This is a genomic window from Kineococcus haloalkalitolerans, from assembly GCF_050871905.1.
Taxonomy (GTDB): Bacteria; Actinomycetota; Actinomycetes; order Actinomycetales; family Kineococcaceae; genus Kineococcus.
This window is the reverse complement of the sequence record NZ_JBJLSH010000045.1, coordinates 21,376-33,977: the sequence shown is the minus strand read 5'-3', so window position 1 is coordinate 33,977 and position 12,602 is coordinate 21,376. Positions and strand designations below refer to the sequence as shown.

Below are 12,602 nucleotides of genomic sequence, written 5' to 3'. Positions count from 1 at the left end.
GGAGTCGCCCAGCTGTTTGCCGTTAAGTTAGAGGGGGCCGGGCGCGGCGCCGCGGGCGCCGCGGGCCAGCAGCAGGAGGACGTAGCTGGGGACGAGGACGACCTCGACGAAGACGAAGAGGTTGAACAGGTCGCCGGTCAGCAGGACGCCGGAGACGCCGGCGGACATGACGAGGACGAGGGGGGCGAACAGCTCGGAGGCGGCCTCGCCGGTGCCGAACGCGTACAGCAGGCCGAGCAGGACGACGGCGGAGGTGAGGACGAGCAGCAGGGCGCTGAAGGCGTCGGCGACGAGGACGACGGCGATGCCGGCGGGCCAGCCGCCGAGCTGGGTGACGGGCACCTGCCCGTCGAGGGTGCGGGCCAGCAGGACGGCACCGAGGACGACGACCACGGCGGCGCAGGCGGCGGCGAGGGCGGTCCCGGCCCGGGGGTCCAGGCGGCCGCGCAGCAGCAGCAGGACGGCGGCCACCAGCAGCGGCAGCGCGACGGGGGCGACGAGCAGCGCGTTCACGTCCAGCCCTCCGCCTCGGGGTCGCCGCGGTGGTCGGCCCGCCGGTCGCTCCGGTGGCCGCCCGGTGCCGCGGCGGCCGCGTCCTCCTCGCCCGGCGGCGGGGTGCCGCCGCCGTCCTCGGGGCCGGGCCGCCCGGCCCGCAGCAGGCCGAGCAGGTACACGGTGATGGCGAAGGCGATGACGATCGCGGTGAGGACGAACGCCTGCGGCAGCGGGTCGGCGGTGCCGTCGTCCAGGCCCTCCTGGGCGAACGGCACGCCGCGCAGGGCGGGCCCGCCGGCGGCCAGCAGCAGCAGGTTGGCGGCGTGGCCGAGCAGGACGAAGCCCACGACGACGCGCAGCATCCCGCGCTGCAGCAGCAGGTAGGTGCCGCCCGCGACGAGCAGGCCGACGACGATCGGGGTGGTCACCGCGCGCTCCTGTCCCCCGCGGCGGCGGGCTCGGCGCGCCCCGCCGCTCCGGGGTGCTCGGGGCGGTCGGGTTCGCGGGGGTCGGCCTCGTCGGGCGCCAGGGAGCGCACCACGGCGGTGATCAGCGCGAGGACGAGCAGGTAGACGCCCAGGTCGAACAGCAGCGCGGAGCTGATCCCCACGGCGGACAGGCCGGGCACGTCGAAGGGCGTCAGCAGCGCCCCGCCGGCGAGGACGGGCGCCACGCCGACGGCCGTGGCCAGCAGCGTCCCGGCGCCGGCCAGCAGCCGCGGCTCCAGCAGGGCGCGCCCGCGCTCGGTGCGCACGCCGTCCGGCTCACCGGCCAGGAAGCGCAGCACGACGGCGGTGCCGGCCACGAGGGCGGCGATGAACCCGCCGCCGGGCTCGTCGTGCCCGCGCCACAGCAGGTACAGCGACAGCACGAGCATGACGGGCACGAGCAGGCGCAGGCTGACGCGCAGGACGACGTCCTCCAGGCCGAGGACCTGCGAGCGCTCGTGGGCGTGCGGGTCGGGCAGGCCGTGCCGCACGGGGGCGCGCCCGCGCAGGGCGAGCAGGCCGAGGGCGGCGACGCCGACGACGACGCTCTCCAGGAAGGTGTCGACGCCGCGGAAGTCGACGAGGACGGTGTTGACGACGTTGGTGCCGCCGGTGAGGGCCTCGGCGTTCTCGACGAAGTAGGTCCCGGCGCCCGAGCGCTCGCGCCGGCCGGTGAAGGCGGCGGTGGCGGCCAGCGCGACGGCCCCGGCGGCGAGGGCAAGGACGCCCGCGCCCAGGCGGCGCGCGCGGCCCGAGCGCGGCAGGGCCGACGGCGCGCCGTGGACGACGAGCACGAGGGCGACGGTGGTGAGCACCTCGACCAGCAGCAGCGTGGTGCCGACGTCGACGGTGCCGGCCAGCAGCAGCCACAGGGTGACGAACAGGCCGACGACGCCGATGAGGGCGACGAGCACGAGCGTGGAGCCGGTGAGGGCGGCGCCGAGCACACCCGCGGCGAGCAGGCCGGTGAGCAGCCACTCGCCGGGGTCGACGTCGGTGGTCCGGGGCGCGGACGGGCCCAGCGCACCGGCGGCCAGCACCCCGGCGCCGCCGAGCACGACGACCCCGGCCAGCGGCCGGGCGAGGTGCCCGGCGCGCCCGCCGGCCTCGTCCAGGGGCCGGGTGGCGCCGCCGAGGGCGAGCAGGCCGGCGTGCAGGCGGTCGAAGCCGCGGTGCCCCCACGGGTCGGGCAGGCGGTGCAGGACGGCGTCGACCGGGTCGCGGGCCAGGAACAGGACCAGCCCGGCGGTGACGGTGACGGCGGACAGCACCAGCTCGACCCCGAAGCCGTGCCAGAAGTACACCTCCGGCGGGTCGCCGCCGGGCAGGGCGGCCGCGGCGGCCGAGCGCACGAACGGGTCGAAGAGCGCCACGGCGGGGCCGAGGGCCAGGCCGGCGACGGCGGCGATGGCCGCGGGGGCGAGGAAGGCCGGGCGCGGGTCGCGCAGCCGGGCCTGCAGGGTGGGACCGCCGAAGGCGTCGTAGACGATGCGGGCGGCGTACGCGAAGGTCAGCGCGGAGGCGGCCACGGCCAGGCCGGCCGCGACGGGCCCGGCCCACGGCAGGACGTCGGCGGACAGGAACCCCTCGAACAGGTACTCCTTGGACACGAACCCCAGCAGCGGCGGCACCCCGGCCATGGACAGGGCCGCCACACCGGTGCAGGCGGCTGTGAACGGCATGACCCGCCACAGCCCGGACAGCTCGCGCACGTCGCGGCTGCCGGTCTGCTTGTCGACGATCCCGACGAGCATGAACAGGGTGGCCTTGAACAGCGCGTGGGCCATGGTGTGCAGGAGGGCCGCGGCCAGCGCGGTGGAGGTGCCGACGCCGATCACGGCCACGAGCAGGCCGAGCTGGCTGACGGTCGACTGGGCGAGCATCGCCTTGAGGTCGTGCTCGCGCAGCGCCTGCACGGCACCGGCCAGGGCGGTGGACAGCCCCACGGCCAGCAGCAGCAGCGTCCACCAGTCCTGGCTCGCGTAGACGGGGCTGACCCGCACGAGCAGGTAGATGCCGGCCTTCACCATGGTCGCGGCGTGCAGGTAGGCGCTGACGGGCGTCATGGCGACCATCGCGCCGGGCAGCCAGAAGTGGAAGGGCAGCTGGGCGGACTTGGTGAACGCGGCGACGGCCAGGCAGATCCCGATGGGCACCGCGAGCGGGGAGGCCAGGACCGCGCCGGGGTCGTCGAGGACCTCCGAGACGCGCGTGGTGCCGGTGGCCACGACGAGCAGCACCACGGCGGTGAGCAGCGCCAGGCCGCCGGCGACGGTGACGAGCAGCGCCTGGCGGCCGGGACCCGCGGCGGCCGTGCCGGCCGTGGAGACCAGCGCGAAGGAGCACAGGGTGGTCAGCTCCCAGAACACGTACAGCAGCACGAGGTCGTCGGCCAGGACGAGCCCGACCATCGACCCGGCGAAGACCACCAGCAGCGGGTACACCGGCCCGCGCGCCTCGGCCTCCCCCAGGTACCGGCAGCAGTAGGCCATCACGAGGGCGCCGACGACGAGCGCGACGAGGCAGAAGACGAGCGAGACACCGTCCAGGCGCAGGGCGGAGCTGACGCCCAGGGAGGGCAGCCACTCGGCGCTGGCCTGCACCGCCTGCCCGTCCAGGACGGCGGGGGCCTCGGTGAGCAGGAGGGCGGCGACGGCGAGGAAGCCGGCGGCCAGGACGTAGCCGGTCTCGCGGCGCAGCACCCGCGCCAGCAGGGGGCTGAGCGCGGCGAGCACCGCCAGGGCCAGGAGGGAGGCGACGAGGATCACGTGCGGCTCCGGCGACGGCGGCGCCCGCGGGGCCGGGGGTCGGCCGGGCGCCGGACGGCGGGCGGGCGGACGGGTGGTGGCCGGTGGGTCACCGGCGGCTCCTGCTCGACCGTCGCGCGCTCACGCGCCGATCACACCGGACCGCGCCCGTCCCCGCACGTGGTGACCCGGGCGAACCGCCTCCCCTCCCCTCTGTGCTCCCCTCCCCTCCCTCCGTGATCTTGCAGGGTTTCCCAGCAAGATCACGGAGGGAAGGGCGGTCGTCAGTCGGCGAGCAGGGCGCGCACGACGGTGTCGGCCAGCAGGCGCCCGCGGCGGGTCAGGGCCACGCGGGCGAACCCGGTGCCGACGGGCCGCACGAGGCCGTCGGCCAGCAGCTGCGGGACGGCGGCGCGGCCGGGTCCGGTCACGGCCGCCAGCTCGATGCCCTCGGCCAGGCGCGAGCGCAGCAGCACGTCCTCGACGTGGCGGTCACCGGCGTCCAGCACCTCGCGGGCGTGCGCGGGGCTCTCCCCCGCCGCCAGCCGCTGCGCGTACGCGGCCGGGTGCTTGACGTTCCACCAGCGCACCCCGCCGACGTGGCTGTGCGCGCCGGGACCGACGCCCCACCAGTCGCCGCCGCGCCAGTACGCCAGGTTGTGCCGGCACGCGTGCTCGGGACCGCGGGCCCAGTTGCTCACCTCGTACCAGGAGTACCCGGCGGCGGTCAGGACCTCGTCGACCAGCTCGTACTTGGCCGCCTCGTCGTCGTCGTCGGGCGCGGGCACCAGGCCGCGGCGCACCTGGCCGGCCAGCTTGGTGCCCGGCTCGACGACGAGCGCGTAGGCGGAGACGTGGTCCGGCTCGCAGGCCAGGGCCGCGTCCAGGCTGGTGCGCAGGTCGTCCAGCGACTCCCCCGGCGTGCCGTAGATGAGGTCCAGGCTGACGTCGAGGCCGGCCTCGCGCGCCCAGCGCACGACGGACGGGACGCGCTCGGGGTCGTGGGTGCGCTCCAGCACGGCCAGCACGTGCGGCACGGCCGACTGCACCCCGAAGGACACGCGCGTGAACCCGCCCGCGCGCAGCGCCGCCAGCGACTCGGGGGTCACCGAGTCCGGGTTGGCCTCGGTGGTGACCTCGGCGTCCGGCTCCAGGCCGAAGCGCTCGCGCACGCCGTCCAGCAGGCGCACCAGGTCGCCGGCCGGCAGCAGCGTCGGGGTGCCCCCGCCGACGAACACGGTGGACGCCGGGCGCGGGGCGGCTGTCAGGACGCGGGCGGCCAGGTCCAGTTCGGCCAGCGCCGTGTCGGCGTAGGAGGCCTGCGAGGCGCCACCGCCCAGCTCGGTGGCCGTGTACGTGTTGAAGTCGCAGTACCCGCACCGCACGCGGCAGAACGGGACGTGCAGGTAGACGCCGAACGTGCGGGCGCCGGCGTCCGCGAGGGCGGCGGGCGGCAGGGCTCCGTCGGTGGGGACGGGCTCGCCGTCGGGGAGGGCGCTCGGCACCCCTCCAGTCTCGCCCACCGCGCGGGCCGCTCCGGCCGTCCCGGGGTGCGCGCGGGCGCCGTCCGCGGGACCCTCCGACGCACAGGTGCGGCGCACCCGGGGCGCCGCCGGGAACGAGGAGGGCACCATGTCCACCCGCAGCGCCAAGGCCGGCGCGCAGGACGCAGCAGCGCAGGGCGAGAAGTTCGCGCAGCGGCACCGCAGGACGCTGAAGCAGGTCGGCCGGGCCGGGGTGGCGGCCGAGGGCGTGGTGTACCTGCTCGTCGCGTGGCTGGCGGCGCAGGTCGCCCTCGGCGGGTCCGGGTCCGGCGGGGAGAGCGCGGACTCCACCGGCGCGCTGCAGCGCATCGCCGAGCAGCCGTTCGGCACGGTGCTGCTGGCGCTGCTGGCGCTGGGGTTCCTGGCGATGGTGGCCTGGCAGGTCGTCGAGGCGATCACCGGGGAGGAGACGTCGCGGCGGCTGTCCGCGGCCGCCAAGGCGGTCGTCGCGCTGGCCCTGGGCGTGTCCACCGTCCGCGTCCTGACCGGCGGCGGGTCCTCCGCGGGCGAGCAGCAGCAGAGCCTGACCCAGCGGGTCCTGGAGGCGCCCGGCGGTGCCGCGGTCCTCGTCGTGGCCGGTCTGGTCGTCGTGGCCGTGGGCGTGGCGTTCGTCGTGCGGGGCGTGCAGAAGAAGTTCGAGGAGAAGGTCGAGGGCGTCCTCAGCCCCGCGCTGCGGGCGCTCGGCGTCGCCGGCTGGGTGGCCCGCGGCGTCGCCTTCGGCGTCGTCGGTGTCCTCGTGGTGATCTCCTCCACGGGCGACACGGCCCGCTCCCGCGGCCTGGACGCCGCCTTCCACGAGATCGCCTCCCAGCCGTACGGCACCGTCCTGCTGCTGCTCGTCGCGCTCGGGCTGGCCGCCTACGGCGTCTTCCAGATCCTCACCGCGCGCCGTCGACGCCGGGCCTGAGGCCGGCGGCTCCTACGATCGCGGCGTGGACGCCGCGAGCCCCTGGACGCCGCCCGACGAGGACGAGGCGTGGGCGCTCTCGCTCGTGGCGCGGGTCGAGCGCGACCCGCTGCCCGCGCACACCGACGTCCTCGTCGCGGCGGCGCGCGCCGTCGTCCTGCTGCTGACCGACGAGCGCACCACCTCCCCCGACGGGGAGTTCGCCGCGCCCGTGCGGGCGTGGCGGGACCGCCGCATCCGCAAGATCACCCGGCGGGCCCGCGGGGTGCGCTGGGAGCGCACGGCGCAGCTGGCGCACGTGGAGGCGCGCAGCGGCGACGCCGTGGTCCGCGCGTTCGCCCCGCACCGGCGCGAGGAGGTCCCCGACGTCCTGCGACCCCTGCAGGTCGGCGGCCTCGACCTGGCCGACCCCGACGACCTCGTCGTCCCCTCCCCCGCCGCGGACCTGCTGACGGTGCGCCTGTGCCCCGACGTGCGGATGACGACGGGCAAGGCCGCCGCGCAGGTCGGGCACGCCGCCCAGCTGGCGTGGGAGCAGCTGCCCGCGGACGCCACCGCCGCCTGGCGCGCGGGCGGGTTCGGCGTGCGGGTCCTCGTCGGCGCTCCCGTCGCGCCCGCCGGCGAGCGCGTCGACGTGCGCGACGGCGGGTTCACCGAGGTGCCGCCGGGCACCGTGACCGCCAGCGCCGCCTTCGAGGGCTGACCCGCCCCGCCGCGGCGCTGCCCCGACGACCCGGATGCGACCCCGCCCGGACCGGTCGGGGCGACCACCGGCCGCAGGGGCGGTGCGGTCCGGGGACGCCGTCGTCCGGAGCCCGCGCCCGTCCACCCCGCCCGACGGCCGCGCGATCCCGGGCGCAGGGCGGAGAGACGGCGTCCCCGGACCGCACCGCACCCCACCCGCGACCCTGCGCGTGGGGACGGAACCGCACCACCTACTTCTTGGCCTTCGCCTTGTCCCCCGCCGCGTCCGAGGACAGCGCCGCGATGAAGGCCTCCTGCGGGACCTCGACGCGCCCCACCATCTTCATCCGCTTCTTGCCCTCCTTCTGCTTCTCCAGCAGCTTCCGCTTGCGGGTGATGTCACCGCCGTAGCACTTGGCGAGGACGTCCTTGCGGATGGCGCGCACGTTCTCGCGGGCGATGATGCGCGCGCCGACGGCGGCCTGGATGGGCACCTCGAACTGCTGGCGCGGGATGAGCTCCTTGAGCTTGCCGGCCATCTGCACGCCGTAGGCGTACGCCTTGTCCTTGTGCACGATCGCGCTGAACGCGTCGACCTGCTCGCCCTGCAGGAGGACGTCGACCTTGACGAGGTCGGCGACCTGGTCGCCGTCGACGTCGTAGTCCAGGGAGGCGTACCCGCGGGTGCGCGACTTCAGCTGGTCGAAGAAGTCGAAGACGATCTCCGCGAGCGGCAGCTGGTAGCGCATCTCGACGCGGTCCTCGGACAGGTAGTCCATGCCGAGCAGGTCGCCGCGGCGCTGCTGGCACAGCTCCATGATCGCGCCGATGAAGTCGCTGGGCGCGAGGATCGTGGCCCGCACGACGGGTTCGCGGACCTCGGCGACCTTGCCGCCGGGGAACTCCGAGGGGTTGGTGACGGTGACCGTCTTGCCGTCCTCCATCGTCACCTCGTAGACGACGCTGGGGGCGGTGGAGATGAGGTCGAGGTCGAACTCGCGCTCCAGGCGCTCGCGGACGATCTCCAGGTGCAGCAGGCCGAGGAACCCGATGCGGAACCCGAACCCGAGGGCGACGGACGTCTCCGGCTCGTAGGACAGGGCCGCGTCGTTCAGCTTCAGCTTGTCCAGGGCGTCGCGCAGCAGCGGGTAGTCGGAGCCGTCGATGGGGTACAGGCCGGAGAACACCATCGGCTTGGGATCGCGGTACCCGCCGAGCGCCGTCGAGGCCGGCTTGTGCGCGTTGGTGACGGTGTCACCGACCTTGGACTGGCGCACGTCCTTCACGCCGGTGATGAGGTAGCCGACCTCGCCGACGCCGAGGCCGTCGGAGGGGGTCGGCTCCGGGGAGCTGACGCCGATCTCCAGCAGCTCGTGGGTGGCCTTGGTCGACATCATCGCGATGCGTTCGCGGGGGCTGAGCCGGCCGTCGATGACGCGGACGTAGGTGACGACGCCGCGGTAGGTGTCGTAGACCGAGTCGAAGATCATCGCGCGGGCGGGGGCGTCGGCGTCCCCGACCGGCGAGGGGATGCGCTCGACGATGCGGTCCAGCAGGGCGGGCACGCCCTCGCCGGTCTTGCCGGACACGCGCAGGCAGTCCTCCGGCTCGCAGCCGATGAGGCCGGCGAGCTCCTCGGCGAACTTCTCCGGCTGCGCGGCGGGCAGGTCGATCTTGTTGAGGACCGGGATGATCTCCAGGTCGTTCTCCATGGCGAGGTACAGGTTCGCCAGGGTCTGCGCCTCGATGCCCTGCGCGGCGTCGACGAGCAGGACGGCCCCCTCGCAGGCGGCCAGCGAGCGGGAGACCTCGTAGGTGAAGTCGACGTGCCCGGGGGTGTCGATCATGTTGAGGGCGTAGGAGACGTCGTCCACGCCCCACGGCATGCGCACGGCCTGCGACTTGATGGTGATGCCGCGCTCGCGCTCGATGTCCATGCGGTCGAGGTACTGCGCGCGCATGGCGCGCTCGTCGACGATGCCCGTCAGCTGCAGCATCCGGTCCGCCAGCGTCGACTTGCCGTGGTCGATGTGGGCGATGATGCAGAAGTTGCGCAGCCGGTCCGGCGGCGTCGCGGCGGGGACCGGTGCGTCGGCGGCCATCGGGGACACGGGCGGGGTCGGCCTCTCGTCGAGCGGGTGCGGACGTCCATCGTCGCACGCGCGGGCGGGGCGCTCCCGCGCGCGGACGCCCCGCCCGCCCCGCTCCGCTCAGCGCACGGCGGTCAGCGGGTCAGGCGGGCCCGCGCGGCGGTCAGCAGCTCCCCCGGGCGCGGCAGGCGCGCGGCCAGCGCCGTGGCGGGGCTGTGGCGCGCGACGTGCCCGGGGTGGTCGCCGCGCACCTGCCCGGGGCCGGGGGCGGGCCGGTCCAGGACGTCGGTGCCCGTGTCGGGCCGGTCGCTGGTCTGCGCGCGGCGCATCACGAGGCTCATGAGGGCGTCGGTCAGCGCCGGGCTGATCCGCTGCCCGAGGAGGAACCCGTACGCCGCGCCGCCGACGGGCACCTCCCGGCGCGGGTGGGTGGCCGCGCGCACGACGGCCGCGGCGACGAGCTCGGGCGCGTACACCGGCGGCGGGGGCTTGGTCAGGTGCCCGCCGGTGAGGTTGCGCGAGCGCTCCCAGAAGGGGGTGCTGATGCCGGCGGGCAGCAGGGTCGTCACCCGCACGGGCGAGCCCTCCTGCGCCAGCTCGACCCGCAGCGCGTCGTAGAAGGCGCGCAGGGCGAACTTCGAGGCCGTGTAGGGGGCGTGCAGCGGGACGGCGCGGGCCCCCTCGGCGGAGGCGATGCCGACGACGACCCCGCCGCCGGCGCGCTCCAGCGCCGGCAGGGCCGCCTTGGTGGCGGCGACGTGGCCGAGGAGGTTGACCTCCAGGACGCGGCGGAAGTCCTCCAGCGGGACGTCGCGCACGCTGCCGTAGACGCTGACGCCGGCGACGTTGACCCAGGTGTCCACGCGCCCGTACCGGCCCTCGGCGGCCTGGACGAGCGCCTCCAGCGCGTACGGGTTGGTGATGTCTGTGGGCACGGCGACCGCGGTGCCGCCCGCCTCCTCCACCTCCCGCACCAGGGACTCCAGCGCCTCCGTGCCGCGCGAGGCGCACACGACGGACGCGCCCTCGCGGGCCAGGGCCAGCGCCGTGGCGCGGCCGATCCCGCTCGACGCGCCGAGGACGACGACCACCTGCTCGCTCACCGGTTTCACGAGGGCGACCTACCCCGGCCGCGGGCGGGGAAACGCGCGGCGGCCGGGCAGCGGTGGAGCGGGGTCAGCCCGTGCCGTAGGAGGCGACGAAGTCGTCGAGGGCGGCGAGGACCGCGTCGGCGGTGGGGGCGTCCAGGCCGGCGTCGCGCAGCGCCTGCTCCTGCCCGGCCCGGTCGGCGCCGTCGGCGCGCGCCTCCCACGCCGTCTGGGCGGCCTGCGCCAGGGCGACCCGGTCGGCGCCGGGCGCGGTGCCGCGGTCGAGGACCATCCCGGCGACCCAGTCGGGGTCGACCGTGCCCGAGGGCGGGCCGAACACCCGCTCGCCCTCGACCCAGCGGCCGCTGCCGCCCCAGCGCCCGTCCGCCCCCGGCTGCCCGCTCACGTCCCCGATGCTCGCGGTCGCGGCCGCGGCCCGCCAGCGGCGGTGACGGCTGTTAGGCTTGACGACGCCTTCGCCGGTGCGCGGAGGTCACGGTCCGACACCGTCTCCCCGGTACCCCCACGCCGGAGTCCCCGGTGACCGGACCGCCCTCTGGACGGAACCCTTCGAGGACAGGAAGACACCGCACGTGGCGAACATCAAGTCGCAGAAGAAGCGCATCCTCACCAACGAGAAGGCGCGCCTGCGCAACAAGGCCGTCAAGTCGGAGCTGCGCACCGCGGTGCGCGCGTTCCGCGAGGCCGCGGCCGCCGGCGACGCCGAGAAGGCGCAGTCGGCGCTGAAGCTGGCGAGCAAGAAGCTCGACAAGGCCGTCAGCAAGGGCGTCATCCACAAGAACCAGGCCGCGAACCGCAAGTCGGCCATCGCGAAGGTCGCCGCCGGGCTCTGAGCCTCGCGCGTCCGCGCCAGCACGGAGGCCGCACCCCCTCGGGGGTGCGGCCTCCGTCGCGTCCGGGGCCGGGCGGCCCGGCCGCGACCGCCCCGGGGGCGCCGAGCGCGGCTCAGCGCTCCCGCGCTTGGGCGGTGACGCGCACGGCGCGCTCGAGGGCGTAGCGGGGGTCCTCCCCGCCGCCCTTGACGGCGTGGTCGGCGGCGGCGACGGCGAGGACGGCTTCGGCCAGGCCCTCCGGCGACATGCCCTGCAGGTCCCGGCGGGCCTTGTCGACGAGCCAGGGGGCCATGCCGAGGTCCCGGGCGACGTCGGCGCTGCGCCCGCGCCCGGCGGAGGCGACGCGGGCGAGCTGGCGCAGGCGGGCGGCGAGCGCGGCGACGACGAGGATGCCGGGCACGCCGGTGGCCTCGGCGTGCCGCACGAGCGCGAGGGCCTCGCCGGCGCGGCCCTCGACGGCGGCGTCGGCGACCTCGAAGCCGGACGCCTCGCGCCGGCCGCCGTGGTAGCGCTCGACGTCGGCGGTGGTGACGGTGCCCTCGGTGTCGGACAGCAGCTGCGCCAGGCCGGCGGCGAGCTCGCGCAGGTCGCCGCCGAGCGCGGCGACGAGGGCGCGCGCGGCCTCGACGTCGATGCGGCGGCGGGCGCGGCGCACGTCGGCCAGCACGAGGTCGACCTTGTCCTGGTCGCGCTTGAGCGGTTGGCAGGCGACCTCAGTGGCGCCGGCCTCGCGGGCGGCGTCGAGGACCTTCTTGGCGCGGTTGCCGCCGCGGTGTCGCAAGACGAGGACGACGGTCTCGCTGGGGGCGGGCAGGTAGGCCAGGACGTCGGTGACGAAGGCGTCGCTGGCGGCGTCGACGCCGTCGACGAGGACGAGGGACGGCTCGTCGAACAGCGACGGGGACGTCCAGGTGGCCAGCTGACCGGCCTGGTAGCCGGCCGCGGCGACGTCGGTGCGCTCCAGGTCGGGGTGGGCGGCGCGCAGCTTCGCCAGCAGCGTGTGCAGCGCGACGTCGGCGAGGTGGTCCTCGCCACCGGTGAGCAGGACGACCGGGGCGGGCGCGACGTCGTGCGCCCCGACGCCCGGGGCGGCGGCGCGGGAGCGGCTGGGGGTCCTGCTGGGCACGGCGACAGCCTGCCACCCGCCCCGGACAGGACCGGCCCGCGCCGGGCGGCGCGGGCCGGTCCCGTCGCGGTGCCTCAGGCGGGCACGCGCTCGCCGGTGCGGCGACGGCCGAGCACGAGGTGGTCGAGGCTGTACCGCCCGGCGCCCACGACGGCCAGCAGGAGGCTGACGGCGCCGAGCACGAGGACGAGCTCGTAGCCGCCCTGGTCGACGAAGAGGCCGGAGCCGGCGTGGACGAAGGCGAAGGCGCCGACCATGTTCACCAGCAGGAGCAGCCCGGCGACGGGGACGGCGAGGCCGACGACGAGGGCCGCGCCGCCGACCAGCTCGACGAGGGCGGAGAACCAGGCGGCGGCGGTCGCGGCGGGGATCCCCACCGAGTCGAAGAACGCCGCGGTGCCCTCGATGCCGTTGGTGGACAGCTTCTGCCAGCCGTGGGCGACGAAGACGGCGCCGACGGCGACGCGGGTCAGCAGGAGGGCCAGGTCGCGGACGGGTGCGGGCAGGTTCATGCGGGTGTCCTCTCGGTCGGGCGGGTCGGGGAGGTCCGGACGCGTCGAGCTGCGCGGGTCCACGCGG

Annotated in this window: 12 protein-coding genes; 3 read left to right on the top strand and 9 right to left on the bottom strand. The window is 76.2% G+C overall.

Features of this window, described 5'->3' with window-relative positions; all coding sequences use genetic code 11:
* Positions 1 to 27 precede the first annotated feature (27 nt).
* From ACRYMY_RS16155 to hemW, 4 genes are all read right to left on the bottom strand, one after another.
* On the bottom strand, positions 28 to 513 hold the full coding sequence (locus tag ACRYMY_RS16155) for a proton-conducting transporter membrane subunit (RefSeq protein ID WP_432548251.1): 486 nt from the start codon (positions 511 to 513) through the stop codon (positions 28 to 30).
* Positions 510 to 923: a sodium:proton antiporter gene (locus tag ACRYMY_RS16150; protein ID WP_432548250.1), complete on the bottom strand. Its 414-nt coding sequence runs from the start codon at positions 921 to 923 to the stop codon at positions 510 to 512. Before ACRYMY_RS16150 ends, ACRYMY_RS16155 begins: the two co-directional genes overlap by 4 nt.
* A complete protein-coding gene (gene mbhE, locus ACRYMY_RS16145) occupies positions 920 to 3,751 on the bottom strand; it encodes a hydrogen gas-evolving membrane-bound hydrogenase subunit E (protein ID WP_432548249.1) in 2,832 nt (943 codons plus the stop codon). The genes ACRYMY_RS16150 and mbhE overlap by 4 nt, the downstream gene beginning before the upstream one ends.
* A gap of 263 nt (positions 3,752 to 4,014) precedes the next feature.
* Positions 4,015 to 5,235 carry a radical SAM family heme chaperone HemW gene (hemW, locus tag ACRYMY_RS16140; RefSeq protein ID WP_432548248.1) on the bottom strand — a complete coding sequence of 407 codons (1,221 nt, stop codon included), beginning with the start codon at positions 5,233 to 5,235 and terminating at the stop codon, positions 4,015 to 4,017.
* A gap of 127 nt (positions 5,236 to 5,362) precedes the next feature.
* Here hemW and ACRYMY_RS16135 point away from each other — a divergent pair, with 127 nt between their 5' ends.
* A complete protein-coding gene (locus ACRYMY_RS16135) occupies positions 5,363 to 6,181 on the top strand; it encodes a DUF1206 domain-containing protein (RefSeq protein WP_432548247.1) in 819 nt (272 codons plus the stop codon).
* 25 nt (positions 6,182 to 6,206) lie between these two features.
* The gene (locus ACRYMY_RS16130) at positions 6,207 to 6,884 is read left to right on the top strand and encodes a hypothetical protein (RefSeq protein ID WP_432548246.1); all 678 of its coding nucleotides are present in this window, start codon (positions 6,207 to 6,209) and stop codon (positions 6,882 to 6,884) included.
* Positions 6,885 to 7,116: 232 nt separating this feature from the next.
* Here ACRYMY_RS16130 and lepA read toward each other — a convergent pair whose 3' ends face one another.
* The 3 genes from lepA to ACRYMY_RS16115 all read right to left on the bottom strand — a co-directional run bounded on the left by lepA (position 7,117) and on the right by ACRYMY_RS16115 (position 10,449).
* Entirely contained in the window at positions 7,117 to 8,967 is a 1,851-nt protein-coding gene (gene lepA / locus ACRYMY_RS16125; protein ID WP_432548245.1) for a translation elongation factor 4, read from the bottom strand.
* 122 nt (positions 8,968 to 9,089) lie between these two features.
* On the bottom strand, positions 9,090 to 10,058 hold the full coding sequence (locus tag ACRYMY_RS16120; RefSeq protein WP_432548244.1) for an SDR family oxidoreductase: 969 nt from the start codon (positions 10,056 to 10,058) through the stop codon (positions 9,090 to 9,092).
* A 73-nt stretch (positions 10,059 to 10,131) separates the two neighbouring features.
* Entirely contained in the window at positions 10,132 to 10,449 is a 318-nt protein-coding gene (locus tag ACRYMY_RS16115; RefSeq protein ID WP_432548243.1) for a hypothetical protein, read from the bottom strand.
* 187 nt (positions 10,450 to 10,636) lie between these two features.
* On the opposite strand from ACRYMY_RS16115, the gene rpsT reads away from it, so the two are divergent.
* Entirely contained in the window at positions 10,637 to 10,897 is a 261-nt protein-coding gene (gene rpsT / locus ACRYMY_RS16110) for a 30S ribosomal protein S20 (protein WP_432548242.1), read from the top strand.
* A 112-nt stretch (positions 10,898 to 11,009) separates the two neighbouring features.
* Here the strand turns inward: rpsT and holA are convergent, their stop codons facing one another.
* The gene (holA, locus tag ACRYMY_RS16105) at positions 11,010 to 12,023 is read right to left on the bottom strand and encodes a DNA polymerase III subunit delta (protein ID WP_432548241.1); all 1,014 of its coding nucleotides are present in this window, start codon (positions 12,021 to 12,023) and stop codon (positions 11,010 to 11,012) included.
* A 74-nt stretch (positions 12,024 to 12,097) separates the two neighbouring features.
* Complete coding sequence (locus ACRYMY_RS16100) at positions 12,098 to 12,535, bottom strand: DoxX family protein (RefSeq protein ID WP_432548240.1); 438 nt, start codon at positions 12,533 to 12,535, stop codon at positions 12,098 to 12,100.
* Positions 12,536 to 12,602: the final 67 nt, after the last annotated feature.

Excerpts from the sequence above, each read along its gene's own strand:
- ACRYMY_RS16135 (WP_432548247.1), top strand. The coding sequence starts at position 5,363 with ATGTCCACCCGCAGCGCCAAGGCCGGCGCGCAGGACGCAGCAGCGCAG.
- lepA (WP_432548245.1), bottom strand. The coding sequence starts at position 8,967 with ATGGCCGCCGACGCACCGGTCCCCGCCGCGACGCCGCCGGACCGGCTG.
- ACRYMY_RS16100 (WP_432548240.1), bottom strand. The coding sequence starts at position 12,535 with ATGAACCTGCCCGCACCCGTCCGCGACCTGGCCCTCCTGCTGACCCGC.